At 72.3% G+C, this 26,337-nt stretch carries 24 protein-coding genes; 19 read left to right on the top strand and 5 right to left on the bottom strand.

Annotation, left to right across the window (positions count from 1 at the left end):
• Positions 1–115 precede the first annotated feature (115 nt).
• The 3 genes from pheS to AN215_RS02070 all read left to right on the top strand — a co-directional run bounded on the left by pheS (position 116) and on the right by AN215_RS02070 (position 5,560).
• Complete coding sequence (gene pheS / locus AN215_RS02080; RefSeq protein ID WP_070012490.1) at positions 116–1,270, top strand: phenylalanine--tRNA ligase subunit alpha; 1,155 nt, start codon at positions 116–118, stop codon at positions 1,268–1,270.
• Positions 1,270–3,834, top strand: coding sequence for a phenylalanine--tRNA ligase subunit beta (pheT, locus tag AN215_RS02075; RefSeq protein ID WP_070012491.1), 2,565 nt, complete (start codon positions 1,270–1,272; stop codon positions 3,832–3,834). The genes pheS and pheT overlap by 1 nt, the downstream gene beginning before the upstream one ends.
• A gap of 298 nt (positions 3,835–4,132) precedes the next feature.
• Positions 4,133–5,560 carry a PP2C family protein-serine/threonine phosphatase gene (locus AN215_RS02070; protein ID WP_070012559.1) on the top strand — a complete coding sequence of 476 codons (1,428 nt, stop codon included), beginning with the start codon at positions 4,133–4,135 and terminating at the stop codon, positions 5,558–5,560.
• Between the two features lie 22 nt (positions 5,561–5,582).
• On the opposite strand, the gene AN215_RS02065 is transcribed toward AN215_RS02070, so the two are convergent.
• Positions 5,583–6,443, bottom strand: coding sequence for a 3-hydroxybutyryl-CoA dehydrogenase (locus AN215_RS02065; protein ID WP_070012745.1), 861 nt, complete (start codon positions 6,441–6,443; stop codon positions 5,583–5,585).
• 362 nt (positions 6,444–6,805) lie between these two features.
• Between AN215_RS02065 and AN215_RS02060 the strand changes: the two genes are divergently transcribed.
• On the top strand, positions 6,806–8,068 hold the full coding sequence (locus tag AN215_RS02060; RefSeq protein WP_070012560.1) for a glycoside hydrolase family 10-like protein: 1,263 nt from the start codon (positions 6,806–6,808) through the stop codon (positions 8,066–8,068).
• Between the two features lie 59 nt (positions 8,069–8,127).
• Here AN215_RS02060 and AN215_RS02055 read toward each other — a convergent pair whose 3' ends face one another.
• Both AN215_RS02055 and AN215_RS02050 read right to left on the bottom strand, forming a co-directional pair.
• Positions 8,128–8,328 (bottom strand): DUF1918 domain-containing protein, encoded by a 201-nt coding sequence (locus AN215_RS02055; RefSeq protein WP_070012561.1) that lies wholly within the window; start codon positions 8,326–8,328, stop codon positions 8,128–8,130.
• A gap of 105 nt (positions 8,329–8,433) precedes the next feature.
• Entirely contained in the window at positions 8,434–9,444 is a 1,011-nt protein-coding gene (locus tag AN215_RS02050) for a DMT family transporter (protein WP_070012562.1), read from the bottom strand.
• On the opposite strand from AN215_RS02050, the gene AN215_RS02045 reads away from it, so the two are divergent.
• The gene (locus AN215_RS02045) at positions 9,443–10,888 is read left to right on the top strand and encodes an aminotransferase-like domain-containing protein (RefSeq protein WP_070031089.1); all 1,446 of its coding nucleotides are present in this window, start codon (positions 9,443–9,445) and stop codon (positions 10,886–10,888) included. The two genes, AN215_RS02050 and AN215_RS02045, sit on opposite strands and share 2 nt — an antisense overlap.
• A 182-nt stretch (positions 10,889–11,070) precedes the next feature.
• Positions 11,071–12,087: a non-homologous end-joining DNA ligase gene (ligD, locus tag AN215_RS02040; RefSeq protein WP_070012563.1), complete on the top strand. Its 1,017-nt coding sequence runs from the start codon at positions 11,071–11,073 to the stop codon at positions 12,085–12,087.
• Between the two features lie 104 nt (positions 12,088–12,191).
• Here the strand turns inward: ligD and AN215_RS02035 are convergent, their stop codons facing one another.
• The gene (locus AN215_RS02035; RefSeq protein WP_070012564.1) at positions 12,192–13,193 is read right to left on the bottom strand and encodes a hypothetical protein; all 1,002 of its coding nucleotides are present in this window, start codon (positions 13,191–13,193) and stop codon (positions 12,192–12,194) included.
• A 190-nt stretch (positions 13,194–13,383) separates the two neighbouring features.
• On the opposite strand from AN215_RS02035, the gene AN215_RS02030 reads away from it, so the two are divergent.
• The 5 genes from AN215_RS02030 to AN215_RS02015 all read left to right on the top strand — a co-directional run bounded on the left by AN215_RS02030 (position 13,384) and on the right by AN215_RS02015 (position 17,121).
• A complete protein-coding gene (locus AN215_RS02030) occupies positions 13,384–13,953 on the top strand; it encodes a histidine phosphatase family protein (RefSeq protein WP_070012565.1) in 570 nt (189 codons plus the stop codon).
• Positions 13,954–14,141: 188 nt separating this feature from the next.
• Positions 14,142–14,294 carry a hypothetical protein gene (locus AN215_RS30000; RefSeq protein WP_216094076.1) on the top strand — a complete coding sequence of 51 codons (153 nt, stop codon included), beginning with the start codon at positions 14,142–14,144 and terminating at the stop codon, positions 14,292–14,294.
• A complete protein-coding gene (locus tag AN215_RS02025; protein WP_139140679.1) occupies positions 14,291–15,307 on the top strand; it encodes a hypothetical protein in 1,017 nt (338 codons plus the stop codon). Before AN215_RS30000 ends, AN215_RS02025 begins: the two co-directional genes overlap by 4 nt.
• A gap of 132 nt (positions 15,308–15,439) precedes the next feature.
• Complete coding sequence (locus AN215_RS02020; protein WP_070012566.1) at positions 15,440–15,796, top strand: YciI family protein; 357 nt, start codon at positions 15,440–15,442, stop codon at positions 15,794–15,796.
• 68 nt (positions 15,797–15,864) lie between these two features.
• On the top strand, positions 15,865–17,121 hold the full coding sequence (locus tag AN215_RS02015) for an RNA polymerase sigma factor (protein ID WP_107374255.1): 1,257 nt from the start codon (positions 15,865–15,867) through the stop codon (positions 17,119–17,121).
• Positions 17,122–17,234: 113 nt separating this feature from the next.
• Here AN215_RS02015 and AN215_RS02010 read toward each other — a convergent pair whose 3' ends face one another.
• The gene (locus AN215_RS02010) at positions 17,235–17,699 is read right to left on the bottom strand and encodes a hypothetical protein (RefSeq protein WP_070012568.1); all 465 of its coding nucleotides are present in this window, start codon (positions 17,697–17,699) and stop codon (positions 17,235–17,237) included.
• A 170-nt stretch (positions 17,700–17,869) separates the two neighbouring features.
• On the opposite strand from AN215_RS02010, the gene argC reads away from it, so the two are divergent.
• From argC to argH, 8 genes are all read left to right on the top strand, one after another.
• Complete coding sequence (gene argC / locus AN215_RS02005; protein WP_070012569.1) at positions 17,870–18,898, top strand: N-acetyl-gamma-glutamyl-phosphate reductase; 1,029 nt, start codon at positions 17,870–17,872, stop codon at positions 18,896–18,898.
• Positions 18,899–18,950: 52 nt separating this feature from the next.
• Positions 18,951–20,105, top strand: coding sequence for a bifunctional glutamate N-acetyltransferase/amino-acid acetyltransferase ArgJ (argJ, locus tag AN215_RS02000; RefSeq protein WP_070012570.1), 1,155 nt, complete (start codon positions 18,951–18,953; stop codon positions 20,103–20,105).
• An 8-nt stretch (positions 20,106–20,113) separates the two neighbouring features.
• On the top strand, positions 20,114–21,070 hold the full coding sequence (argB, locus tag AN215_RS01995) for an acetylglutamate kinase (RefSeq protein WP_070012748.1): 957 nt from the start codon (positions 20,114–20,116) through the stop codon (positions 21,068–21,070).
• Positions 21,071–21,195: 125 nt separating this feature from the next.
• A complete protein-coding gene (locus AN215_RS01990; RefSeq protein ID WP_070012749.1) occupies positions 21,196–22,347 on the top strand; it encodes an acetylornithine transaminase in 1,152 nt (383 codons plus the stop codon).
• Between the two features lie 19 nt (positions 22,348–22,366).
• Positions 22,367–22,921 (top strand): arginine repressor, encoded by a 555-nt coding sequence (locus AN215_RS01985; protein ID WP_070012571.1) that lies wholly within the window; start codon positions 22,367–22,369, stop codon positions 22,919–22,921.
• A gap of 76 nt (positions 22,922–22,997) precedes the next feature.
• Positions 22,998–23,378: a DUF488 domain-containing protein gene (locus AN215_RS01980; protein ID WP_070012572.1), complete on the top strand. Its 381-nt coding sequence runs from the start codon at positions 22,998–23,000 to the stop codon at positions 23,376–23,378.
• A 135-nt stretch (positions 23,379–23,513) separates the two neighbouring features.
• Positions 23,514–24,710 carry an argininosuccinate synthase gene (locus AN215_RS01975; RefSeq protein ID WP_070012573.1) on the top strand — a complete coding sequence of 399 codons (1,197 nt, stop codon included), beginning with the start codon at positions 23,514–23,516 and terminating at the stop codon, positions 24,708–24,710.
• 110 nt (positions 24,711–24,820) lie between these two features.
• Positions 24,821–26,278 carry an argininosuccinate lyase gene (argH, locus tag AN215_RS01970; RefSeq protein ID WP_070012574.1) on the top strand — a complete coding sequence of 486 codons (1,458 nt, stop codon included), beginning with the start codon at positions 24,821–24,823 and terminating at the stop codon, positions 26,276–26,278.
• Positions 26,279–26,337: the final 59 nt, after the last annotated feature.

Below are 26,337 nucleotides of genomic sequence, written 5' to 3'. Positions count from 1 at the left end.
CCCTGTGATCGCCTGATCACGGCCGTGTGCGGGGCCGCAGGCCCGTCCATCTAGACTCGGCTGCCGGGGCCAGCCCCTCGCGCGCAGCCGGATCCGATCGGAAGTACGGGAAAAGATGTCCGCACCCAATAAGTCCTACGACCCCGTCGAGGTCGAGGCACTCAAACCGGAAGTGATCGACCGGGCGAAGGACGAGGCGCTCGCCGCCGTCGCAGCCGCCGGTGATCTCGAATCGCTGCGCGAGGTGAAGGCGGCGCACGCAGGCGACCGGTCCCCGCTGGCGCTGGCCAACCGCGAGATCGGTGCCCTGCCCCCGCACGCCAAGGCCGAGGCCGGCAAGCGCGTCGGCCAGGCACGCGGCGCCGTCGGTCAGGCGCTGAAACAGCGGCAGGAGGAACTGGAACGTGAGCGCGACGAGCGCGTCCTCGTGGAGGAGGCAGTGGATGTCACGCTGCCCTATGAGCGCATGCCCTCCGGCGCCCGTCATCCCCTGACGACCTTCTGCGAGCGCGTCGAGGACATCTTCGTCGCCATGGGGTACGAGGTGGCCGAGGGCCCCGAGGCCGAGGCGGAGTGGTTCAACTTCGACGCCCTCAACATCGCCCCCGACCACCCGGCGCGCACGATGCAGGACACCTTCTTCGTACGGCCGGAGAAGGACGGCGGCGAAGACGGGCCGGCGGAAGGCACGGGCGAGGGGGACAGCGGCGTCGTACTGCGCACGCACACCTCGCCGGTGCAGATCCGTACGATGCTCGACCGCGAACCGCCCGTCTACGTGATCTGCCCCGGCCGGGTCTTCCGCACCGACGAACTCGACGCCACGCACACGCCCGTCTTCACCCAGGTCGAGCTGCTCGCCGTCGACGAGGGCCTGACGATGGCCGACCTCAAGGGCACCCTCGACCACATGGTGCGGGAGCTGTTCGGCGAGGGCGTGCACACCCGGCTGCGTCCCAACTACTTCCCGTTCACCGAGCCGTCGGCCGAGATGGACATGGTCTGTTACCGCTGCCACGGCGAGTCCGTCGGTGACCCGGACAACCCGTGCCGGACCTGCTCCAGCGAGGGCTGGATCGAGCTGGGCGGCTGCGGCATGGTCAACCCCCGCGTGCTCACCGCCTGCGGGGTCGACCCGGAGAAGTACAGCGGGTTCGCCTTCGGGTTCGGGATCGAGCGGATGATGATGTTCCGCCACAACGTCGAGGACATGCGAGACATGGTCGAGGGTGACGTGCGCTTCACCAGGCCGTTCGGGATGGAGATCTGATGCGCGCCCCGCTTTCGTGGCTTCGGGAGTACGTAGAGCTGCCGGCAGGCGAGACGGGCCGGGACGTCGCGGCGAAGCTGATCGACGCAGGCCTCGAGGTCGAGACGGTCGAGCGGCTCGGTGCCGGGCTCAAGGGACCGCTCGTCGTCGGCAAGGTCCTCGCGATCGAGGAGCTGACGGAGTTCAAGAAGCCGATCCGCTACTGCCAGGTCGACGTCGGGGAGGCCAACGGGACCGGCGCACCGCAGAACATCGTCTGCGGCGCGACCAACTTCCGCGTGGGCGACAAGGTGGTCGTCGTGCTGCCCGGAGCGGTGCTGCCCGGCGACTTCGCGATCAGCGCCCGCAAGACCTACGGCAAGGTCTCCGAGGGCATGATCTGCTCCGCCGCCGAGCTGGACATGGGTGAGGACCACTCGGGCATCATCGTGCTCCCGCCGGAGTACGAGCCGGGCGCCGACGCCGTCGAGCTGCTCGAACTCGTCGACGAGGTACTGGACATCGCCGTCACCCCCGACCGCGGCTACTGCCTGTCGATGCGCGGCATCGCGCGGGAGACGGCGACCGCGTACGGGCAGCAGCTGCGCGACCCCGCGCTTTTGGACGTGCCCACGCCCAACGCCCAGGGCTTCCAGGTGAACGTGTCGGACCCGAAGGGCTGCGACCGCTTCTCCGCCCGCGTCGTCACGGGTCTGCGGCCGGAGGCAACATCGCCTCTGTGGCTTCAGCGGCGGCTGCAGAAGTCGGGCATGCGGCCCGTCTCGCTGGCCGTCGACATCACCAACTACGTGATGCTGGAGCTGGGTTCGCCGCTGCACGCCTACGACCGGTCCCGGCTGGACGGTCCGATCACGGTCCGCCGGGCCACCCCCGGCGAGCGGCTCACCACCCTCGACGGCACGGAGCGGAAGCTGGACGCCGAAGACCTCGTCATCGCCGACGACTCCGGGCCCATCGGCCTCGCCGGTGTGATGGGCGGCGGCAACAGCGAGATCGCCGACCCGGAGCAGGACCCGGAGAGCGGTGAGTGGCGCGGGACGACCGAAGTCGTCGTGGAGGCCGCCCACTTCGATCCCGTCACCGTCGCCCGTACCAGCCGGCGTCACAAGATCTCCTCCGAGGCGTCCCGCCGTTTCGAGCGCGGCGTCGACCCGGAGGCCGCCGCGGCGGCCGCCCAGCGCACCGTCGACCTGCTGGTGCTGCTGGCCGGCGGCAGTGCCGACCCCGGAGTCACCGGGTTCGTCACGCCGCACGGGCCGCACACCATCAAGATCCCGGCAACCCACCCGGGCCGGGTCGCGGGCGTCGGCTATGCCCGGGAGACGGTCGTGCACCATCTGCTCCAGGTGGGGTGCGACGTGTACGGGCAGGACGAGCTGACCGTGACCGTGCCGTCCTGGCGTTCCGACCTCACCGACCCCAACGACCTCGCCGAAGAGGTCATCCGCCTGGAGGGCTATGAGAACCTGCCCTCCACCCTGCCGAGGCCGCCCGCCGGCCGGGGCCTGACCGAGCGGCAGCGTCTGCACCGCCGGGTCGGGCGTGCGCTGGCCGGTGCCGGCTACACCGAGGCGCTCAACTACCCCTTCGTCGGGCAGGGTTCCTTCGACCAGCTCGGCCTGTCGCAGGAGGACTCCCGCCGCCGTACGGTCACGCTGGTCAACCCGCTCTCCGACGAGGAGCCGTCGCTGCGCACCACGCTGCTGCCGGGCCTCCTCGCGGCGCTGCGACGCAACGACGGCCGCGGCAGCCAGGGCAGTCAGGGAGGGCTCGCCCTCTTCGAGACCGGTCTGGTCTTCCTGCCCACGGGGCGCGAGACCCGGGCCGCGAGGCTCCGCGTCGACGCCCGTCCCGCGGACGAGGAGATCGCCTCGCTGGAGACGGCGCTGCCGCGCCAGCCGCTGCATGCCGCCGCGGTGCTCGCCGGCCCCCGGGAGCAGCCGGGCTGGTGGGGCGAGGGCCGCCCGTCCGTCTGGGCCGACGCGATCGAGGCCGCCCGTACGGTCGCGCGGGCGGCCGGAGCCGAACTCACCGTGCGCAGCGCCCGGCACGAACCGTGGCACCCCGGCCGCTGCGCGGCACTCCACGTCGGCGGTCCGGACGGCGACGGCGAGGGGACGCTGGTCGGGTACGCCGGTGAACTGCACCCGCGTGCCGTCAAGGCCCTCGGGCTGCCGCAGCGTTCCTGTGCGATGGAGCTCGACCTCGACGCCGTCGGGAAGGCGGGCGGCGGGGTCGTGCCGGCTCCGCGGGTGTCCGGTTTCCCGGTGGCGACGCGGGACGTCGCACTGGTCGTCGACGAGTCCGTTCCGGCGGCACGGGTGGAGACCGCCCTGCGTGAGGGCGCCGGCGAACTCCTCGAATCGGTGCGGCTGTTCGACGTCTTCACCGGTGAACAGGTCGGCGGCGGCAAGAAGTCGCTGGCGTACGCGCTGCGGTTCCGCGCGAGCGACCGCACGCTGACGGCCGACGAGGCCTCGGCGGCTCGGGACTCCGCGGTCGCCTCGGCGGTCGAGCGCACCGGCGCGGTGCTGCGCGGAGCGGAGGCTCCGGCTCAGTCCTGACACACGTCCTGAGACGGCCCTGAGGTGGTCTTCCGGCACGTCCTGGGACACATCCGCGCTCCCGGCCCGGCCCCTGGTTCCCGCCAGGGGCCGGGCCGTTGACGGCCGTACGCGGGACATGGCACCGCACAGTCACGCGCCGGCTCACTCAATCGTGTGAGGAATGCCGGACCTTGGTCATCCCGGTCGTCGGGTCGGACACCATCGTGCTGGTCGCAGGGGGTTGCGGGGGGAGGGGAGTCGGACAGCAGCACGGGCGGGGCGCGCGATCGTCCCGGAGGCCGGAGGGACCATCCGTATGACCGGAGACCAGGCATCGCGCGCAGGCGTCACGAGCCCCGGCCTCGCCGAGGAGAAGGCCGCTAGGGCCGCGAAGGCGGCAAAGGCGGCAAAGGCCGCGGAGGCCACGAAGGCACAGCCGAAGGTCTCCGCAAGCCCGCGGAGCGTGCGCAGGGCGGCGGTCTTCGCGGTGCCGGCCGTGTGGGCCGCGGCCGTGCTGCTGCTGGAGCTCGTGCTGCCCGAGGGCACACACTGCGTGGCCTTGCTGGCTGCAACACCCGCGCTGGCGTGCGCCGGCACGGGGGCACGCACAGGTGTGTGGCTCGGAGGCGGCTGCGCGCTCATCGCCCTCTATCCGCTGGGCTCCGTACCGGTCTACGAGGACATCGGCAGCAGAGCCGGCATGTGTGCGGCCATCGTCTGCGTGGCGATGGCGAGTTGCTACACGGTGCGGCGGCGCGCACGCCTCACCGACGAGCTCGCCCGTACCCGCGAGGTGGCGACCGCCGCACAGCAGGCGCTGATAAGACCGCTGCCGCCCCGGATCGAGGGCTTCACCGTCGCCGCCGGATATCTCTCGGCGGCCCGCGGTGCGGCCGTGGGCGGGGACCTGTACGACGCGGTGGCCACCGTGCACGGAGTGCGTGTCGTGATCGGCGACGTGCGGGGCCACGGGCTCGGAGCGGTCAGCACGGTCGCGGCGGTGCTCGGCTGCTTCCGCGAGGCCGCACACGACGAACCGCGTCTGGAGCGGGTGCCGCACCGTCTGGAGCGTGCGCTGGACCGGCATCTCGCGGCCCGCCGGTACGCGTGCGCGGGCCGGGCGGAACGGCCGGGCTCAGGCGGGGGTACGGGCGAGGTGAGTGCCGAAGCGGAGCCCGTGGACGAGGAGTTCGTGACAGTGCTGCTGCTGGAGGTGCGGGCCGACGGCACGGTCACCGCCGTCAACTGCGGTCACCCCTGGCCGTACCGGCTCGTTCCCGGTCCCCGCGGGGAGTGCCGCAGCGAACTGGTCTCCACCGCCGAACCGGTCCCGCCGCTCGGGATGCTGCCTCTGCCGCCGGAGGGCCCGGAGCCCCGGCATCTCCAACTGCCGCCGGGCGAGGCGCTGTTCTTCTACACCGACGGGGCCGAGGACGCACGTGACGCCGACGGGAGGACCTTCCCGCTGCCCGAGGCGCTCACGGCCGCCCTCGCCGGACGCAGAGCGCGAGGCGGCCGCCGGGCGGCGCGCGGGGACGGGTCCGCAGCGGCGGGCGCGGCCGGTCCGGCGGAGCTGGTCGACCATGTGCGCCGGTCCCTGCTGCGGCACGCCGGCGGCCGTCTTCCCGACGACGTCGCTCTGCTCGCGCTGCGCAACGACCGCTGCAGTGTGCACGGGCCGCGGCACGATCCGCCGCCCGGACGAGCGGACGCGTACGTGCCGTTGGCGTGCTCCTGCCCGTAGCCCGGGCAGGAGCCACGAGCCGTCAGCTGTAGGCGTAGAAGCCCGCGCCCGCCTTTCGGCCGAGGCGTCCCGCGTCCACCATCCGCTGCAGCAGCGGGGGAGCGGCGTACAGCGGCTCCTTGAACTCCGCGTACATCGAGTCGGCGACCGAGGCGACGGTGTCGAGACCGATCAGGTCGGTGAGCTTCAGCGGTCCCATCGGGTGCGCGCAGCCGAGCTCCATGCCGTTGTCGATGTCCTCGCGGCTCGCGATCCCGGACTCGAACATCCTGACCGCGGAGAGCAGATACGGGATCAGCAGGGCGTTGACGACGAAGCCGGAGCGGTCCTGGGCGCGGATCGTGTGCTTGCCGAGGATGCCGGTGACGGCCGCCTCCGCCCGCTTGATCGTCTCGTCCCCGGTGGTGAGAGCCGGAATGATCTCGACGAGCTTCTGCACCGGCGCGGGGTTGAAGAAGTGGATGCCGATGACCTGGTCGGGGCGTGAGGTCGCCACCGCGAGTTTGACCAGCGGGATCGAGGAGGTGTTGGAGGCGAGGACGGCGTCGGGCCGGGTGACGACCTGGTCGAGCACCTGGAAGATCTCCGTCTTGACCTGCTCGTTCTCGATCACGGCCTCGATGACGAGGTCGCGGTCGGCGAAGTCGCCGAGGTCCGTGGTGAAAGCGAGCCGGTCGAGCGTGGTGTCCCGCTCGTTCTCGGTGATCTTTCCGCGCTCCGCGGCCTTGCCGAGGGAGTTCGCCAGCCGTGTCCGGCCCAGCTCCAGGGCCTCGCCGGTGGTCTCGGCGACCATGACGTCCAGTCCGGCCCGTGCACACACCTCGGCGATGCCCGAGCCCATCTGGCCGCAGCCCACCACTCCGACGCGTTCGATGTCCGTCACCTCGTGCCTTTCGCTGATCCTCTGGTCCCAGGCGTGACGGGCGTGACGGCCCTGGAGGAACGGCCCCCCCGAGGGACAGCCCTGTCCCTCCCCCGGAATGTGTACGGGGGTGGCTCCCACGCCGCCCACGACGTTACCCCCGACGACGCCCGCCTCGCGGGGCGGGGGCGAAAGCCCGCGCGGGGACTTGTACGCGCGCCACGGCCACGGGAGCATCGTCGAATTGGTCTCCACCACTCCGTTGTGCGGGAGCGCACCGGCGAGGGCCACCGACCACCGGCCCGGCGGAGCGACCATGAAAGGGAGGCCTGGAGAGGGCGTACGGAAGCCCCGGGCGACGACGAAGGGGGAAGGGAAAGCCGATGCGGCGCATCACACGCAGAAGCTTCGCGGCGGGTTCGGCAGGCGCGCTGACAGGCGTGGCCGGCTCCTCGAACCTCGACGCCACGGCGCAGGAACGGCAGCGAGCACGGGAGCGCCGGGCCCCGGAATACGGCCACGACGGCGGTGACCGCGAACTGCGCGGCATGTGGATCGCGACGGTCGACAACCGGGACTGGCCCAGCGCCGCCGACCTGACGCCGCGTGAGCAGCAGGCCGAGCTGCTCGCCCACCTGGACGCCGCGAAGCGCCGCCGGCTCAACACCGTCTGGTTCCAGGCCAGGCCGACCGCCGACGCGCTGTGGCCCTCGCGGCACGAACCGTGGTCGGAGTGGCTCACCGGCGTACAGGGCAAGAACCCGGGATGGGACCCGCTGGGCTTCGTGGTCCGTGAGGCGCACCGCCGGGGTCTGGCCGTGGAGACGTGGTTCAACCCGTACCGCATCGCACTCCACGACGACCCGGGGAAGCTCGTGGCCTCCCATCCGGCCCGCCGCCACCCGGACTGGGTGGTCCGCTACGGCGGCAAGCTCTACTACAACCCCGGCCTGCCGCAGGTCAGGCGCTTCGTGCAGGACGCCATGCTCGACGCGGTGCGGCGCTACGACATCGACGGTGTCCACTGGGACGACTACTTCTACCCCTATCCGGTCGAGGGGGAGACCTTCGACGACGACGCCGCGTACGAGGAGTACGGCAGGGGATTCCCGGACCGGGCCGCCTGGCGCCGCGACAACATCGACCTGCTGGTGGAGGAGGCGGCCCGGCGCATCCGCCGCATCAGGCCGGGGCTGCCCTTCGGGATCAGCCCGTTCGGCGTGTGGCGCAACAAGTCGAGCGATCCCGCGGGCTCGGACAGCGCCGCGCAGGTGCAGACGTACGACGACCTGTACGCGGACACCCGCAAGTGGGTGCGCGAGGGCCGGATCGACTACGTCATCCCGCAGCTCTACTGGCACATGGGCTTCGAGGTCGCGGACTACTCGAAGCTCGCTCCGTGGTGGGCGGAGACCGTACGGGGGACGCGGACGCGGCTCTTCATCGGCGAAGCCCTCTACAAGGCCGGTGACCCCGCCCAGCCCGAGCCGTGGCAGGACCCGGCGGAACTCTCGCGCCACCTCACGTACTGCGACTCACTGCCCGAGGTGCGGGGGCATGCCTTCTTCTCGGCCAAGGAGGTCTCGGAGGACACCATCGGCGCGATGGACCGCGTCGTCGCCGACCACTATCCGCGGCGGCGGTAGCGGCCGGCGAGGGGCAAGCTGCCGCAGCGCACCTCCGGCCCCGGCGGTGCCGCGGCCGGTCAGGCGTGATGCTTGGACTTGCGTTCCTGTACGACGGAGTCGGGTCCTGGTGAGACCACTGCCTCGTGCCCGTCCTCGAAGCGCACGCGGAACGGCGGCTCGCCGTCCCTGCCGAGCACCTCGACGATCTCCGCCTCACGGTCGTGCTCACCCACGACCCGGCCGTGCACCAGCAGACGGTCGCCCGTGTTCGCTCGCATCAGGAGGGCCCTCCTGTTCGCAGGGGATGCACCGGAATATCCGTACAGTCCGTGGTGTGCTGTCCGTACAGATAAGTCTAAGCCGGATGGGCTGTCCGTGCTCCGTCATGTACGGGCTCTGTGCACGACGACGATGCAGAGCAGCACGGCGACGGCGGTCGCGGGAGCGGCGGGCGGAAGGTGCTCGCCGAGCAGCAGCACCGACCAGGCCAGCGTGAGCAGCGGCTGCGCGAGCTGCGTCTGGCTGGCCCGTGCCACACCGGCGAGGCCCATGCCCCGGTACCACAGCAGGAGTCCCAGCAGCTGCGATCCGGTGGCCACCCACGCCAGACCGGCCACCGCGTGCACGGTCGGATGCGCGGGCTCGGCCAGCAGTGAGACGAGGGCGGCGGGAACGGCCAGCGGCAGACAGCCCGCCAGCGCCCAGCCGATCACCTGGAGGCCCGACAGTTCACGCGCGAGCCGGCCGCCCTCCCCGTAGCCCGCCGCGCAGAGCAGCAGGGCCGCGACCAGGTAGAGGTCGCCGGTGGCGGGGACGCCGCCGCTCTCGTGCACGGCGAAGGCCAGCACGGCGGCGGCACCCGCGAGGGCCGCCGCCCAGAAGACGGGGGACGGCCGGGAGCCCGTACGCAGCGAGGAGTACAGCGCGGTCGTGAGCGGCAGCAGACCGACGACGACGGCGACGTGCGCGGTGGAGGAGGTCTGCAGCGCGAGCGTCGTCAGCAGCGGAAAGCCGATCATGACGCCGGACGCGGAGACGGCCAGCCACGGCCAGTGCCGCCGGGCCGGTACGGGAACCCTCAGCACGGCGAGCAGCAGGCATGCGGCCAGGCCGGCGAGGACGACCCGCAGCGACGTCGCAGACCAGGGGCCGAAGCCTTCGAGCGCCCACGCGGTGGCGGGAAGCGTGAGGGAGAAGCAGGTGACGCCCAGGGAAGCGAGGACGAGTCCGCCGCCCCGCTGCCGGGTCACTTGAGCATGAGACGGTGCGGGGTCCTCCGTGCCAGCCGGGCCGGAGGTTGACCCGGCGCGGGCCGGGGTCCCGGCTGTGTGTGCCCGAGCCGCACCCGGAACTGCTATCGCTTCGCGCGCGGTAGCGCTATTCTCTGCTTCCATGCAAGAGCGTAGCAGCGTGGCTGAACTGGCAGGAACCCTGCGTCGCGAGATGGACCGCTACTCTGCCGGTGAGAAGCTGCCGTCGAGCCGGCTGCTGGTCGAGCGGCACCGGGTCAGTCCGGTCACCGTCTCCAGGGCACTCGCCAGGCTGGCAGCGGAGGGCCTCGTCGTCACCCGGCCCGGCGCAGGGGTGTTCCGGGCGGGCACCGGCGCGGCACCCCCCGAGAGGGGCGACACCTCCTGGCAGGAGGTCGCGCTGAGTGCCGACGCCTCCGCGGACCAGGTGCCGCGCAGCGTCGACGCCGAAGGCGTACTGGCCACGCTGGCCGAGCCGCCGCCCGGCGTCATCGAACTCAGCGGCGGCTACCTGCCGGCGAACCTGCGGCCCGAGAGGGCGCTGGCCGCCGCGCTGGCCCGCGCCGGGCGCAGGCCCGGCGCCTGGGACCGGCCACCGGTGCCCGGCGTGGAGGAGCTGCGTGGCTGGTTCGCGCGCGAGATCGGCGGCCCCGAGGGAAGCGTCACGGCCGCGGACGTACTGATCACCGCCGGCGGCCAGAGCGCCGTCACCACCGCACTGCGGGCCCTGGCCGCGCCCGGTGCCGCGGTTCTCGTCGAGTCCCCGACCTATCCGGGGCTGCTCGCAGCCGCGCGCGCCTCCGGTCTGCGTCCCGTCCCGGTGCCGGTCGACACCGAAGGGGTGCGGCCCGGGCTCCTCGAAGGCGCGTTCCGCGCGAGCGGCGCACGCGTCTTCGTCTGCCAGCCGCTCTTCCAGAACCCGACCGGCGCCGTGCTCGGTCCGGAACGCCGCGCTGCCGTGCTGCGCGCCGCAAGGCAGGCGGGCGCGTTCGTCGTCGAGGACGACTTCGCCCGTCACCTCGCCCACGAGGACGCGGGCCCGCTTCCGCCGACGCTCCGTTCGTCGGACCCGGACGGCAGAGTCGTGCACCTGTGCTCGCTGACGAAGGCCACATCGCCCAGCCTGCGCGTCGGGGCGCTCTCGGCACGCGGGCCTGCCCTGGAGCGGCTGCGCGCCGTGCAGACGGTGGACAGCTTCTTCGTCTCCCGGCCGCTGCAGGAGGCGGCGCTCGAACTCGTCGGCGCGCCCGCCTGGCCGCGTCACCTCCGCACCGTCGCCGCCCGGCTGCGCGAGCGGCGCGAGGTCCTCCTCACCGCCCTCACGCGTGAGCTGCCCGGCCTGCCCGTGGCGCACGCGCCGCTCGGCGGCTACCACCTGTGGCTCCGGCTCCCGGACGGCTCTGACGAGGACGCGCTCGCGGGCGCCGCGCTGCGCGCCGGAGTCGCCGTCGCCCCGGGGCGGCCCTACTTCGCCGCCGAGCCCGCCGCCCGGCACCTGCGCCTGAGCTTCGCGCCGGCGGCCGGCGGCAGCGAGATCGCCGAAGGGGTACGGCGGCTGCGCACGGCCTGCGACGAAGTGCTCGGCTGACCGGCCCGCTGCGGGCTGTCCGGCCGCCGCGGGCACCGGGAACCGGGCGCGGGCGCGTACGGCGTGACCGTCGCATGGCCCGTACCTGCCGGGGTACCTGCCACCCGCGACAGTGAGGAGCCGGCCATGCCGGCCACGGGACCGGCGGAATCCCCCGCAGCCACGGGAACCTGGGAGCAGCGATGAGCACACCGCTGGACCGGCTGCCCGCCGAGCAGCGCAGCAGGCTCCGTGAGGCGGCCCCGGGCGCGGAACTCGCCGCCCGCCCCATGCTCGCCACCCTCAGCGACCGCCGTGAGTTCGCCCGCGGCGGCTGGATCTTCGAGCGCAAACTCGACGGCGTACGTGTCCTCGCCGTACGCGAAGGGGGAACAGTGCGGCTCCTCTCCCGTACGGGCCGATCCCTGAACGGCACCTACCCGGAGATCGCCGACGCCCTGACCGCGCAGGACTGCCCGGACTTCACCGTCGACGGCGAGATCGTCGCGTTCAGCGAGGGCCGCACGGACTTCGCGCGGCTCCAGCAGCGGATGCAGCTGACCGATCCGCATCAGGCGCGCGCCAGCGGGGTCGCCGTCACCTACTACCTCTTCGACCTGCTGCGGCTGGAGGGGACGGACGTGCGTGCGCTGCCGCTGCGTACCCGCAAGTCGCTGCTGCGCGCGGCGCTGAGCTTCGGCGGTCCGCTGCGATTCACCACCCACCGCAACGAGGGCGGGCAGCGTCTGCTGGACGAGGCGTGCCGCCGCGGCTGGGAGGGACTCATCGCCAAGGTCGCCGAAGGACGGTATGTGACGCGCCGTTCGCCGGACTGGCTGAAGCTGAAGTGCGCGAAGGGGCAGGAGTTCGTCATCGGCGGCTTCACCGAACCCGCGGGCAGCAGAGCCGGGTTCGGCGCGCTGCTGCTCGGCTACTACGAGGACGGCCGGCTGCGCTACGCGGGCAAGGTCGGCACCGGCTACGACCAGGCCACCCTGCTCGACCTGCGGCGCAGGCTGGACGAACTGGCCACGCGGCGCTCGCCGTTCGCCGACCCGGTGCGCGAGAAGGGGGCGCACTGGGCCGCACCGGAACTCGTCGCGGAGACCGGCTTCACCGAGTGGACGCGGGACGGGAGGCTGCGGCACCCGCGTTTCCTCGGGCTGCGCCACGACAAGCGGCCACGGGACGTGGTCCGCGAACGGCCCCGGCAGGGGTGACCGGTACGGGACCCCGGGGCGCCGGGAAAGCGGCCTGCTCCGGCGCACGCAGGGCCGCGGGAGGACGGGCATGCCGGTGACGCCGGGCGGAGCGTGAGCCCGCCTCACCGTCCGCCGCGGGCCGCGCCCGCCTCCCGGCCGGTACCCGCCGCCTCCCGGCGGGCGCGTTCCTCCGCCGCCTCGGCGGCCTCCGCACGGCGCCGTGCCTCCCGCTCGGCACGGTCCGCTTCCCGCTCGCGCTTCCGCGACTGCTTACGGGCTTCCTCGGCCTCCCGCATCTCACCGCGCAGCCGCTCTGCCCGCTCCTCGGCCTCCTCGCGTGCAGCGCGTGCCGCCGCTGCCTCCTCGGACGCCGCGTCCGCCTCCCGCCGGCGCCGGTGTGCCTCATCGGCGGCCTCCCGTGCGGTCCTTCGGGCGGCTTCCCGGGCGGCCCGGGACTCCCTGGCTTCCGTGGTTTCCCTGGTCCTTCCGGTGTCTCCGGTCCCGCCGGGAGCCTTGACGCCGCCGTCGGCGCCCGTCCGCTGCTTCGCCCCGCCGCCCGCCTTCGCCTTCTGCGGCTCCTTCGCCCCCTTCCGCCCAGGTTTCCCGCTCCTGCGGGCCGAGGCAGGTGCCTCAGCCACCTCGCGCGCCGCGGCGTCGAAACCGGCGGTGGCGGCCAGCGGTTTCGACAGCCGCCCCGCCGCCCATTCCTGCGCCGCGTCCGGGTCCGTGAGCACCGCGTGGAGCGTCTGTGCCACCTCCTGCTGCGCCTGCGGTCCGAGGGGGACGCCGTCCTGCGAGGCGAGCCGTTCCGCCTCCTTGGACAGGGCGTTCACCAGTTGGTGCTGCCGGCGCGAGAGCAGCCGCAGCTCGTCCCCGTCCAGGTTCCGGTGTGCGCCGCGCAGTTCCTCGCCGAGACGCAGCAGCGGTGCGACCTGCTCACCCTGCTCCCGTACCAGCAGATTGCTCGCCCACGCGGCGATCGTGGGACGGCGCAGGGCGCGGATCTGCTTCGCCAGTTCCCGCTGCCCGTCGGCACGGGCGCGCTGCGCGCGGTCGTCGCGGGCGGCGGTGAACTCCTGCGGCCGCAGCCCGTACAACTCGTCGGTCACCTCGTCCAGCTCCACGAACGCACTCTCCCGTGCCCGCTGCTTTCAGGTGCGTGTCCCCGCTATGACCGCGATGACCGCTTTGGTGACGTGCGCTTTCATTGCACCGCTCCCGCGCGGGGGTGTCCACCAGAGGACGCCCCCGAGCAGGGGCGGGCATGACGAATGTCCTATCGAAGACGGGCGCCGATCGCTCTACGATCGCCGGATGGCCCTTCGCCTCACCCTTCTGGCATCCAGCCGGAGCTCATCCGTGCTCGACGTGCGTTTCGGGGACAGCCGTTCCCTCGACGCGGCCGGATGGCACGAGGTCAAAAGGGCCGGACCGTCCCTCTCCCATCTGGCCGCCGCCGAGCTGCGCTACTGCTCGCCGTCCGTGCGCTGCCGGGAGACCGGGCTGTCCCTCGGCCTCTCCCCGGTCGCGCAGCCCGCCCTGCGCGACTGCGACATGGGCCGCTGGAGCGGCTACACCCTCAGGGAGGTCGCGGCACGCGAGCCGCAGTCCGTGCAGAGCTGGCTCTCGGACCCGCGCTCCGCGCCGCACGGCGGTGAGTCCCTGATGACCTTCATCCAGCGCATCGGCGGCTGGCTCGACACCCGCCCGGTGGGCGACGGCAGCTGGATCGTCGCGGTGACCGAGCCCGGCGTGATGCGGGCAGCGCTGTGCTACGTACTGAAGGCGCCGCCCCAGTCGTACTGGCACGTCGACGCCCAGCCGCTCTCCCTCATCACCCTGTCCGGACGGGCGGGGGAGTGGAGCCTGAACCTGGAGAACTGACCGGCCGGGGCAGGGTGCCGTGCCCGGGTGCGAGAACCGGTCGCGGACCGGGACCCGGGCGGCCCCGGGAAGCGGGCCGGGGGCAGTCCGACGTCCTCGGTGCACCCCGTGTCCCCGCATACGCAGCCGAATGAGCGCAGGGCCGCCGTGCCGGGCGCCGGGGCCCATGGGCGGGCGAAGAAAAGCTCATGCCGCGAGACGCCGACCGCGACGCCCGCGGGCCCCGCCGCGGCAACCGTACGCGCGCACACGACGGGCCCGCGGAAAACCGTTACGGCCACGGGCCGCTGCTGCGCCACGATGAGGCGGAGTGGCTGCCGACCGCGAGGAGGACGGGATGACCGCGCCGGAAGAGCCGGACCCGCATCTGGGACGGGTCCTGCGCGAGGCGCGCTCGGGCGGGCTCATGGCAGCTCTGGCCGAGCGCCTGTCACCACCGGACCTGCAGACCCTGCTGCTCGCGGCTTTCAAGCGGCGCGCGGCGGCCGTCACCCCCGCCCGGCTCATGGCGCAGTACGCGCGCAACAGGTTCACCGGTCCCTCGGATGTGCACCCGGCGGCCCTCGCCGAGGTGGAGCTCCTGCTCCATCGGCGCCTCGCCGGCCACGGTTTCACCAGCCTCACACTGTCGCCGCTGTGCCCTCTTGGTACGAACTCGGCGGTGGCGACCGTCGACCAGCACAAGGTCGTGAGCACCGTCCGGAACACGGAAGTCGTCGCCGACGCCACGAACGCCCTGGCCCTGGAGTGCGCCGTACGCCGGCAGGACCTGCTGCGTACGGACCGCCGCTCCCGGCTGCCGGTCCGGCTGGCGGCGGTGCACCGTGTGGTGCGGGCTCAGATGTTCGACTCGCCCGGCATGACGGCGCACTTCACGCTGCTGGGCATGTGCACGGCCGGGCGGGACGAGGGTTCCTTCCGCTTCGAGACGTCTGCGCTGGCCGAGCACATCACCGCACACATCGACGTCCTCGGGCGGCTCGTGGACCTGGCACCCCACTCGTGGCGGCTGCACGTCTCGGTCACCGATCTGACGGACGGCCGGCACCGGGCGGCGCTGCGCGAGCACGTACTGGAGCGGATCGCCCGCGAACACCCCGAGGTGACGGCGGGCTTCGACGACGACCGCACCCGCGGCCGTGGCTACTACGCGGGCGCCTGCTTCGAACTGCGCCTGACCACCCCCGGCGGGGAGGCGGTGAGCATCGCCGACGGCGGCCCGACCCGCTGGACGGCGGCTCTCATGGCGAACGCGAAGGAGCGGCTCATGGTCAGCGGTCTCGGCGTCGAGATGCTGGCACGGGCACAGGCATGGGCCGCCGCGGGGGCACGGGCCGGTGACGCGGACCGGTGACCGGCACGCTCGGGAGGCGGCCGCCGGGAATTCTCAGAAGAATTCCGCCGGGGATGTCGATCCGGGCGTCTCCCGTTCGACGCACAGGTGAGAGGCGGGGGAAGGCCCCGCCGTCCCGACCGAGGAGTCACCATGCCGCGCTTTCTGACGATGATCCGTGTGGACGAGCAGAACCTCCCCGAGGAGGCTCCGGGACCCGAGTTCCAGGAGCGCATGAACGCTCTGCTGGAGGAGATCACCAAGGCCGGCGTCATGCTGGACACCGCCGGCCTCACCCCGACGTCCGAAGCGACCCGGATCACCTGGTCCGGCGGCAAACTGAGCTACACCGACGGGCCCTTCACCGAGAGCAAGGAGGTCGTCGGCGGCTACTCGCTCTCGCAGTGCAAGGACAAGGCCGAGGCCATGGAGTGGGCCAGGCGGTTCCTGGAGATCCACCCGGCGGAGTGGGAGGTCACGGCCGAGGTCCGGCAGCTCGACGAGGGCTGACCGGCCGGAGCCGCGCTTGTCCGCTTCGCGGGCGGCTGCTGTGATGGGGGGCCGTGACAGCAGGAAGCGTGACAGAGACGGTCGAAGCGGCATTCAGGATCGAATCGCCGCGGATCATCGCCGCTGTCACCCGCATCGTGCGGGACGTCGGCCTCGCCGAGGAACTCGCGCAGGACGCGCTGCTCGCGGCGCTGGAGCAGTGGCCGGAGTCCGGCGTCCCTGACAGACCGGGCGCCTGGCTCACGGCCACGGCGAAGCACCGGGCGGTCGATCTCGTACGCCGCAGGGAGACCTACGCCCGCAAGCTCGCGGAGGTCGGCCGTGCCCTGGAGGACGTGTCCGCCGTCCCCGGCGACGGGCCCTCGTCGCCCGGGCCGGAGGCGTCGGCCGAAGAGGACATCGACGACGACCTGCTCCGGCTGATCTTCACCGCATGCCACCCCGTCCTCCCGACGCACGCCCGTATCGCGCTCACCCTGCGGCTGCTCGGCGGCCTGACGACGCCGGAGATCGCCCGTGCCTTCCTGACCTCGGAGAAGACGGTCGCCCAGCGGATCGTCCGGGCGAAACGGTCACTGGCCGAGTCCGGGGTGACCTTCGAGGTCCCCGGCGGGCCCGACCGCGACGCCCGGCTCTCCTCCGTCCTCGAAGTGATCTACCTGGTCTTCAACGAGGGCTACTCCGCGACCTCCGGTGAGGACTGGGTGCGCCCCGCCCTCTGCGAGGAGGCGCTCCGTCTGGCCCGCGTCCTGCAGGGCCTGATGCCCGCGGAGGCCGAGGTGCACGGCCTGGCCGCGCTCCTGGAGTTCCAGGCCTCCCGCATTCCCGCCCGTACCGGACCCGGCGGCGAGCCCGTGCTGCTCGCCGACCAGAACCGCGCCCGGTGGAACCGGCTGCTGATGCGGCGCGGCCTGGACGCCTTGCACCGCGCCGGACGCGGGCCGTACTCGCTCCAGGCCGCGATCGCCGCGTGCCATGCGCAGGCCGTGCGTTACGACGACACCGACTGGACGGCGATCGCGACGCTCTACGGGCAGCTGACCGCCCTGACGCCGTCCCCGGTGATCGAGCTGAACCGGGCGGTCGCCGTCTCCATGGCGCGCGGTCCCGCGGCCGGCCTGGAGATCCTGGACGCCCTTGAGGACGAACCGGCCCTGAAGGACTACCACTTGCTTCCCAGCGTCCGCGGCGATCTTCTGGAGCGCCAGGGGCGTACCGACGAAGCACGCGCCGAGTTCGAGCGCGCGGCGTCCCTCGCACGCAACGTGCGCGAGAAGGAACTGCTGCTGGCCCGCGCGGCGCGCTCGGCGTCCGGCAGGCGGTGACCGGCGGACTGTGACCGGCGCGGAAGGACGCATGCCTGCGGGCGCCGGACCGGGCGACCGCCCGCCGCAGCGGCTCCGCCGCCCTGGCCCGGCCGCCCGCCGCCCTCAGGTGCTCATCCGGCCCGGACGTACGTCACGTCGAAGTCCCTCTCCCAGTCCGTACCGTCGGCCGACCACTCCCAGCCGCCGGTGAACCTGCCACCGGACTCGTCCACGGTCGCCGTGAAGCGCTGATGGAAGCCCTCGGCCGCGCGCCACATCGTCCACACGCCGTCGTCGAGGGACGTCCCGTACACGCGGGCCACACCGCGGCCGTCGGCGTAGAGCGTCGTGAACCCCTCCGCGGAGTCGTCATAGCCGGTCATGGTCACGGTGGGGAAGGGCAGGTGTCCCTCCCACTCGGCCGGTACGGAGCTCCGCGCCACCAGGTCGGTGCGCTGCAGGAGGAAGGTGCCGCCCTGCGCCCATGTGAAGGAGGACCGCACGGGGCCCATCCTCCGGCCGAGTGCCCACATGTCCCACTCGCCCACGAGCACGCCCAGCTGCTGCAGCGCGGCATGGGGGACCGGTTCTCGCATCGCTCCTCCTCCTCATCTGCACGGGACCGTGCGGGGCTGTACGGGTTGCTCTTCCATCTGTTCCTGCTCCCCCTGTGCCGACCCGGAACGCCCGCCGGGCTCATCGCATTCACGGCTTTGCATAAAACTGCTATGCCACGTATAGTCATGCTGGCGACGAGGAGGGAACGATGGCAGTACGAGCAGCGGTCGCCGGGGCGAGCGGATACGCGGGCGGGGAGATCCTGCGCCTGCTGGCCTCGCACCCCGAGGTCGAGGTCGGGGCGCTCACCGGCAACTCCAACGCGGGCAGCCGCCTCGGGGTGCTTCAGCCGCATCTGACTCCGTTCGCGGACCGGGTTCTGGAGGAGACGACCGTCGCCGCTCTGGCCGGCCACGACGTCGTCTTCCTCGCGCTGCCGCACGGACAGTCCGCCGCGGTGGCACGTGAGCTGGGTGAGGGCGTGCTCGTCGTGGACTGCGGCGCGGACTTCCGTCTCTCGGACGCACAGGCGTGGCAGCGCTTCTACGGCACGCCCCACGCCGGCACCTGGCCGTACGGCCTCCCTGAGCTGCCCGGGGCCCGCGCCGCGCTGGTGGGGTCCAGGCGCATCGCGGTCCCGGGCTGTTATCCGACCGCCGTCTCACTGGCGCTCGTCCCCGCCTACGCGGCCGGGCTGGCCGAGCCGGAGGCCGTCGTCGTCGCGGCGACGGGCACCTCGGGCGCGGGCAAGGCGCTCAAGCCGCATCTGCTGGGCAGCGAGGTGATGGGCTCCATGAGCCCGTACGGAGTGGGCGGCGGACACCGGCACACACCGGAGATGGTGCAGAACCTCTCCGCGGCGGCGGGCGAGCGGGTCAGCGTCTCCTTCACGCCGACTCTCGCGCCGATGTCCCGCGGGATCCTCGCCACCTGCAGTGCGAGGGCGAGGCCGGGCACCGGTGCGGAGGAGCTGCGAGCGGTCTACGAAAAGGCGTACCAGGACGAGCAGTTCGTCACGCTGCTCCCGGAGGGGGCGTGGCCGGCGACCGGCCACGTGCACGGTTCGAACAGCGTTCAGCTGCAGGTCGCTCTGGATGCGGACGCGGGCCGCCTCATCGTCGTCGGCGCGGTCGACAACCTCACCAAGGGCACCGCCGGCGGTGCGGTGCAGAGCATGAACATCGCCCTCGGGCTTCCCGAGGCACTGGGCCTGCCCGCCGTGGGAACCGCGCCGTGAGCCACGGCACGTACCCGCGGCCGGCAGGCGGCGAAGCGAACGGAGAATAAGCGTGAGCGTGACAGCGGCAAAGGGGTTCACGGCTGCGGGAGTCGCGGCCGGGATCAAGGAGAGCGGCGGGGAGGACCTGGCGCTCGTCGTCAACAACGGTCCCCGCCGCGCGGCCGCGGGCGTGTTCACCGCGAACCGCGTCAAGGCCGCGCCGGTGCTCTGGTCGCAGCAGGTACTCAAGGGCGGCGCGGTGTCGGCGGTCGTGCTCAACTCCGGTGGCGCCAACGCCTGTACGGGCCCGCTCGGCTTCCAGGACACGCACGCCACCGCGGAGCAGGCCGCTTCGGTCCTCGGCCTCGGTGCCGGCGAGATCGCCGTCTGCTCCACCGGACTGATCGGCACCCGGCTCCCGATGGACAGGCTGCTGCCGGGAGTCGAGGAGGCCGCCGGCCGGCTCTCCGAGTACGGCGGTGAGAAGGCCGCCCTTGCGATCAAGACCACCGACACGGTGCACAAGACGGCCGTGGTGCGGGGTTCCGGCGGGTGGACGGTGGGCGGCATGGCCAAGGGAGCGGGCATGCTCGCCCCTTCGCTCGCCACGATGCTGGTCGTGCTGACCACCGACGCCGACCTGGACTCCGCCGCGCTGGACGGCGCGCTGCGCGACGCGTCCCGTACGACCTTCGAGCGGATCGACTCCGACGGCTGCCTCTCCACCAACGACACGGTGCTGCTGCTCGCCTCCGGCGCCGCCGAAGTCGTCCCGGACGGCACGGAGTTCACCGAGGCGGTACGGACGGTCTGCGACGACCTGGCGCAGCAGCTCATCCGCGACGCGGAGGGCGCCTCCAAGGACATCCGCATCGAGGTGAGGAACGCGGCGAGCGAGGACGACGCGGTCGAGGTCGGCCGCTCCGTCGCCCGCAGCAACCTGCTCAAGTGCGCTGTGCACGGCGAGGACCCCAACTGGGGCCGGGTGCTCTCCGCGATCGGCACGACCGGCGCCGTCTTCGAGCCCGACCGGTTGGGCGTCGCCGTCAACGGCGTCTGGGTGTGCCGGAACGGCTCGGTCGGGGAGGACCGCGACAAGGTCGACATGCGCTACCGCGAGGTCGGCATCACGGTGGATCTCGCAGCCGGTCCGGAGTCCGCCGTCATCTGGACCAACGACCTGACGGCCGACTACGTCCACGAGAACAGCGCGTACAGCTCGTGAACGGTCCCGTGCATCCCACTCGCAGGCACACCGCGCTGCCCAAGGCGCAGACGCTCATCGAGGCGCTGCCGTGGCTCACGCGGCACAACGGCCGGACCGTCGTCATCAAGTTCGGCGGCAACGCCATGGTCGACCAGGAGCTCAAGGCCGCGTTCGCGCAGGACGTCGTCTTCCTGCGCCAGGCCGGGCTGCGTCCCGTCGTCGTGCACGGTGGCGGTCCGCAGATCAGCGCCCAACTCACGCGGCTGGGGCTGGAGTCGGAGTTCAAGGCGGGTCTCCGCGTGACCACGCCCGAGACGATGGACGTCGTACGGATGGTCCTCGCGGGCCAGGTCCAGCGCGAGCTCGTCAATCTCCTCAACCGGCACGGGCCGCTCGCCGTCGGCATGACCGGCGAGGACGCCCACATCATGGCTGCGACGAAGCGTTATGCCCGCGTCGACGGCGAAGCCGTCGACATCGGCCGCGTCGGAGACATCGAGAGCATAGAGACCGGTGCGATCCAGGCGCTGCTGGACGACGGACGCATCCCCGTCATCTCCTCCATCGCACGCAGCGCCGACCCGTCCGACGAGTCCGAGGGCGCCGACGGCACAGCCGCGGGCGACGGATGCGGCGTCTACAACGTCAACGCCGACACCGCCGCCGCCGCGCTCGCCGCCGCGCTCGGCGCCGAGACGCTGATGGTGCTCACCGACGTCGAGGGCCTGTACGCGGACTGGCCGGCCAGCGACGAGGTCCTGAGCCAACTCACCGCGGCGGAACTGGAGAAGCTGCTGCCGGAGCTGGCCAGCGGCATGGTCCCCAAGATGGAGGGCTGCCTGCACGCCGTACGCAACGGAGTGCGCACCGCACGCGTGCTGGACGGCCGCGTACCGCACTCGATCCTGCTGGAGATCTTCACCGACGAGGGCATCGGCACGATGGTCGTGCCGGACAAGCGTGAGGGGGAGCCCACGCCATGACCACCACGGACGAACCGGCGGGCACCGGCGCAGGCGCCGCGACCGGAACCACGCCGAGCGGCACCCTTGCCGGCAGCGCCGCCCGCGCCGCCAACTCCGAGCTCACAGACCGCTGGCAGTCGGCCATGACCGACAACTACGGCACTCCGCGCATACCTCTGACGCACGGTCACGGCACCACCCTGTGGGACGCGCAGGGCAACGCCTACACCGACTTCACAGGCGGCATCGCCGTCAACGTGCTGGGCACCGCGCACGACGCTGTCGTACGAGCGGTCTCCGACCAGGTCGCCACGCTCGGCCACGTCTCCAACCTCTTCATCGCCGAACCGCCCGTCGAACTGGCTGAGCGGCTGCTGGAGTTGACGGGCCGCGAGGGCCGGGTCTTCTTCTGCAACTCGGGTGCCGAAGCCGTCGAGGCCGCCGTCAAGGCCGGGCGGCGCACCGGCCGTACGCACATGGTCGCCACCGAGGGCGGTTTCCACGGCCGCACCATGGGAGCGCTCGCGCTGACGGGACAGCCCGCGAAGCAGGCGCCGTTCGAGCCGCTGCCCGGCGAGGTGACCCATGTGCCCTACGGCGACGCCGACGCGCTGAACGCCGCCGTCACGACGGACACGGCGCTGGTGATCATCGAACCGGTGCAGGGGGAGAACGGCGTCGTCGTGCCGCCCGAGGGCTATCTCGCGGCCGCACGCGACATCACCCGTGCCACCGGGACGCTCCTCGTCATCGACGAGATCCAGACAGGTATCGGACGTACCGGCCACTGGTTCGCGTGCCAGGCACAGGGCGTGGAACCGGACGTCATCACCCTCGCCAAGGGACTCGGCGGCGGTCTTCCGCTGGGCGCGACGATGTTCTTCGGTCAGGCGGCGGAGCTGCTGACGCCCGGTCAGCACGGCTCCACCTTCGGCGGCAACCCCGTCGCCTGTGCGGCTGCGCTGGCGGTGCTCCGGACCCTCGCCGAGGACGAACTGCCCGCGCGTGCCCGGCGGCTGGGGGAGCGGCTGCGTGACGGGATCTGGTCGATCGGACATCCGCTCGTCGAGCAGGTCCGCGGGGCGGGACTCCTGCTGGGTATCGTGCTCACCGAGCCCGTCGCACCGCACGTGCAACAAGCGGCTCAGGATGCGGGGTTCCTGGTCAACGCGGTCGCGCCGGATGTCGTACGGCTCGCTCCGCCGCTGATCGTCACCGAGGACGAGGTGGACGCTCTCCTCGGGGCCCTCCCCGCGGTCCTGGACGCGGTGGACGGCGGGGAGACGAGCGCATGAGCCGAAGGGGACCGGGCCGATGACCGAGGAGTACGCGCATGAGGGGGAGCTGGGCAACGGTTACGGGGGCCAGGCCGTACCGCAGACCCGCACTGCCCGGCACCGGCGCATCGTCGACATCCTCAACCGGCAGCCGGTGCGCTCCCAGAGCCAGCTCGCCAAGCTCCTCGCCGACGACGGGCTCTCCGTCACGCAGGCCACGCTCTCCCGTGACCTGGATGAGCTGGGCGCGGTGAAGATCCGCAACACCGGCGGCGAGCTGATCTACGCCGTCCCCAGCGAGGGCGGGGACCGTACGCCGAAGGCTCCGCTGGGCGAGTCCGCGAGCGAGGCCCGCATGGCGCGCCTCGCAGGTGAACTCCTCATCTCCGCCGAGGCGTCGGCGAACCTGGTGGTCCTGCGCACGCCGCCCGGCGCCGCGCAGTTCCTCGCCTCGGCCATCGACCAGGCGGGCGTCCACGACATCATCGGCACGATCGCCGGCGACGACACGCTCCTGCTCATCAGCCGCGCCCCTGACGGCGGGCAGGCCCTCGCGGGCCACCTGTTGAACCTGGCTCAGAAGGAGCACTAGTGCCGGGAGGGGCACCGGCCTCCCGCGTCAGGTCACCGACCGTGCGGTCCGCCCGCCGCCGTTCCACCCTTGAGGCATGACACAGGCGAGGCGTGTGAGAGTGCGGCGCGTGTACGAGGCGGCCAGGCCCCGTCAGGACGGGCTCAGGGTGCTCGTGGACCGGGTGTGGCCGCGCGGGATGAAGAAGGAGGACGCACGGCTGGACGAGTGGGCGAAGCAGGTCTCGCCCTCGACCGAGCTGCGCAAGTGGTACGCCCACGACCCCGGACGGTTCACCGAGTTCGCCGAGCGCTACCGGGCCGAACTGGCGGAGCCGGAGGCCCGTGAGGCCCTGGACCGGCTCCGTGAACGGGCGGACGGCGGGACGCTGACGCTGCTCACCTCGGTGAAGGAGGAGCAGCTGGAGCGCAGCCACGCGGCGGTGCTCCGTGAGGAGCTCGGCGGCGGCTCCGGCTGAGACGGCCACCGCCTCGGGCGGCGCCCGCGGAACCTTGTTCAGGCCCCTCGCAAGCCTCTGACCAGGCGCGTTGACGAAGCATACGGGAGAGTGCATACTTATGCCCATCAGCGTATGCACTGTAAGGAGAACCCCGTGACTGAGCGCGTCGTACTCGCCTACTCCGGCGGCCTTGACACCTCCGTCTGCATCGGCTGGATCGCCGAGGAGACCGGGGCCGAGGTCGTCGCCGTCGCCGTCGATGTCGGCCAGGGAGGCGAGGACCTGGACGTCATCCGCAAGCGCGCACTCGCCTGCGGTGCCGTCGAGGCCGAAGTGGCGGACGCCAAGGAGGAGTTCGCCGACGAGTACTGCCTCCCGGCGATCAAGGCCAACGCGCTCTACATGGACCGCTACCCGCTGGTCTCCGCCCTGTCCCGGCCCACCATCGTCAAGCACCTGGTGGACGCCGCGCACAAGCACGGCGCCACGACGGTCGCCCACGGCTGCACCGGCAAAGGCAACGACCAGGTGCGGTTCGAGGCCGGCATCTCCTCCCTCGCCCCCGACCTGAAGTGCATCGCCCCCGTCCGGGACTACGCCATGACCCGGGACAAGGCGATCGCCTTCTGCGAGGACAAGGGCCTGCCGATCGCGACGAGCAAGAAGTCCCCGTACTCCATCGACCAGAACGTCTTCGGCCGGGCAGTCGAGACCGGCTTCCTGGAGGACATCTGGAACGGCCCGATCGAGGACGTCTACGAGTACACCGAGAACCCGGCGACCCCGCGCGAGGCCGACGAGGTGATCATCACCTTCGAGAAGGGCGTCCCCGTCGCCCTCGACGGCAAGCCGGTGAGCGTCCTGCAGGCGATCCAGCAGCTGAACGACCGGGCGGGCGCCCACGGCGTCGGCCGGATCGACATGGTCGAGGACCGGCTGGTGGGCATCAAGTCCCGGGAGGTGTACGAGTCCCCGGGCGGCATCGCGCTGATCACCGCGCACCAGGAGCTGGAGAGCGTGACCGTCGAGCGCGAACTGGCCCGTTTCAAGCGGCAGGTCGAGCAGCGGTGGTCCGAACTCGTCTACGACGGCCTGTGGTTCTCCCCGCTCAAGCGCGCCCTGGACGGCTTCATCGACGAGGCCAGCGAGCACGTCAGCGGCGACATCCGGATGACGCTGCACGGCGGACGGGCCGTCGTCACCGGCCGGCGCTCCCAGCAGTCGCTCTACGACTTCAACCTCGCGACGTACGACAGCGGCGACACCTTCGACCAGTCGATGTCCAAGGGCTTCATCGAGCTCTTCGGCATGTCCAGCAAGATCGCCGCGAAGCGGGACCTGGCCCAGTAGTCTGCGGTCCCCGGCCCGGCATCAGGGCCGTACGCACCGACCTTCACCCGCCTCCCCGCCGCACCCGGCGGGGAGGCGGTCTGCGACCGAGCACCAAGGAGAGCACCCCCATGACCGGGAACGAAGCGCCGCAGACCCCAGGCGCGGCCGCAGACCAGGACGTACGGCTGTGGGGCGGGCGCTTCGCCGACGGGCCGTCCGAAGCGCTGGAGAAGCTCTCCGCCTCCGTCCACTTCGACTGGCGGCTCGCGCCCTACGACATCGCCGGCTCCCGCGCGCACGCCCGCGTGCTGCACAAGGCCGGACTGCTCACCGCCGAAGAGCTCCGGCAGATGACCGGCGGGCTGGACCAGCTGGAGCGCGACGTGGCCGACGGCACCTTCACCGGCACCATCGCCGACGAGGACGTGCACACCGCCCTGGAACGCGGCCTGCTGGAGCGGCTCGGGCCGGACCTTGGCGGCAAGCTGCGCGCGGGACGCTCACGCAACGACCAGGTCGCGACGCTCTTCCGCATGTACCTGCGCGATCACGCCCGCATCCTCGGCGGGCTCCTCGCCGACCTCCAGGAGGCGCTCGTCGGCCTCGCCGAGGCACACCCCGACGTAGCCATGCCGGGTCGCACCCACCTCCAGCACGCCCAGCCCGTGCTCTTCGCCCACCACGTGCTCGCTCACGCACAGGCCCTCTCACGGGACGCGGAGCGGCTGCGCCAGTGGGACGCCCGTACGGCGGTCTCCCCGTACGGCTCCGGCGCGCTTGCGGGGTCCTCGCTGGGCCTCGACCCGCAGGCCGTCGCCGCCGACCTCGGCTTCGAGCACGGCTCGTCAGCCAACTCGATCGACGGGACCGCCTCCCGGGACTTCGTCGCCGAGTTCGCCTTCATCACGGCCATGACCGGCGTCGACGTCTCGAAGATCGCGGAGGAGATCATCCTCTGGAACACCAAGGAGTTCTCCTTCGTCACGCTCCACGACGCCTTCTCCACCGGCTCGTCGATCATGCCGCAGAAGAAGAACCCGGACATCGCCGAGCTGGCCCGGGGCAAGTCCGGCCGCCTGATCGGCAACCTCACCGGGCTGCTCGCCACCCTCAAGGCCCTCCCGCTCGCGTACAACCGCGACCTGCAGGAGGACAAGGAGCCCGTGTTCGACTCCTGCGACCAGCTGGAGATGCTGCTGCCCGCCTTCACGGGCATGCTCGCCACGCTGACCGTGCACCGGGACCGGCTGGCGGAGCTGGCACCTGCCGGGTTCTCGCTGGCCACGGACATCGCCGAGTGGCTGGTGCGGCAGGGCGTCCCCTTCCGGGTCGCGCACGAGGTCGCGGGGGAGTGCGTGAAGGCCTGCGAGCGCGACGGCATCGAGCTGGACGAGCTCACGGACGAGCAGTTCGCCGCGATCTCCCCGCACCTCGGCCCGCAGGTGCGCGAGGTCCTCACCGTTCCAGGCGCGCTGGCCTCCCGTGACGGCCGTGGCGGCACCGCGCCCGCAGCGGTGGCCGTCCAGCTCGCAGAGGTACGGAAAGATCTCGCCGAGCAGCGCGAATGGGCCGCTGACCGGCGCTGATGCGTCCGTACGCGTAGTCGCCCGGCGGGAGGGCACCCGGATGGCCCCCCGATGAGAAG

Source organism: Streptomyces abyssalis (assembly GCF_001751365.1).
Taxonomy (GTDB): domain Bacteria; phylum Actinomycetota; class Actinomycetes; order Streptomycetales; family Streptomycetaceae; genus Streptomyces; species Streptomyces abyssalis.
This window is presented reverse-complemented; position numbering and strand designations above follow the sequence as displayed.

Coding starts and splice junctions, on each gene's coding strand:
- pheS (WP_070012490.1), top strand. CDS start 116: ATGTCCGCACCCAATAAGTCCTACGACCCCGTCGAGGTCGAGGCACTC.
- pheT (WP_070012491.1), top strand. CDS start 1,270: ATGCGCGCCCCGCTTTCGTGGCTTCGGGAGTACGTAGAGCTGCCGGCA.
- AN215_RS02070 (WP_070012559.1), top strand. CDS start 4,133: ATGACCGGAGACCAGGCATCGCGCGCAGGCGTCACGAGCCCCGGCCTC.
- AN215_RS02060 (WP_070012560.1), top strand. CDS start 6,806: ATGCGGCGCATCACACGCAGAAGCTTCGCGGCGGGTTCGGCAGGCGCG.
- AN215_RS02055 (WP_070012561.1), bottom strand. CDS start 8,328: ATGCGAGCGAACACGGGCGACCGTCTGCTGGTGCACGGCCGGGTCGTG.
- AN215_RS02045 (WP_070031089.1), top strand. CDS start 9,443: ATGCAAGAGCGTAGCAGCGTGGCTGAACTGGCAGGAACCCTGCGTCGC.
- AN215_RS02050 (WP_070012562.1), bottom strand. CDS start 9,444: ATGGAAGCAGAGAATAGCGCTACCGCGCGCGAAGCGATAGCAGTTCCG.
- ligD (WP_070012563.1), top strand. CDS start 11,071: ATGAGCACACCGCTGGACCGGCTGCCCGCCGAGCAGCGCAGCAGGCTC.
- AN215_RS02030 (WP_070012565.1), top strand. CDS start 13,384: ATGGCCCTTCGCCTCACCCTTCTGGCATCCAGCCGGAGCTCATCCGTG.
- AN215_RS30000 (WP_216094076.1), top strand. CDS start 14,142: ATGCCGCGAGACGCCGACCGCGACGCCCGCGGGCCCCGCCGCGGCAAC.
- AN215_RS02025 (WP_139140679.1), top strand. CDS start 14,291: ATGACCGCGCCGGAAGAGCCGGACCCGCATCTGGGACGGGTCCTGCGC.
- AN215_RS02020 (WP_070012566.1), top strand. CDS start 15,440: ATGCCGCGCTTTCTGACGATGATCCGTGTGGACGAGCAGAACCTCCCC.
- AN215_RS02010 (WP_070012568.1), bottom strand. CDS start 17,699: ATGCGAGAACCGGTCCCCCATGCCGCGCTGCAGCAGCTGGGCGTGCTC.
- argC (WP_070012569.1), top strand. CDS start 17,870: ATGGCAGTACGAGCAGCGGTCGCCGGGGCGAGCGGATACGCGGGCGGG.
- AN215_RS01990 (WP_070012749.1), top strand. CDS start 21,196: ATGACCGACAACTACGGCACTCCGCGCATACCTCTGACGCACGGTCAC.
- AN215_RS01985 (WP_070012571.1), top strand. CDS start 22,367: ATGACCGAGGAGTACGCGCATGAGGGGGAGCTGGGCAACGGTTACGGG.
- AN215_RS01980 (WP_070012572.1), top strand. CDS start 22,998: ATGACACAGGCGAGGCGTGTGAGAGTGCGGCGCGTGTACGAGGCGGCC.
- argH (WP_070012574.1), top strand. CDS start 24,821: ATGACCGGGAACGAAGCGCCGCAGACCCCAGGCGCGGCCGCAGACCAG.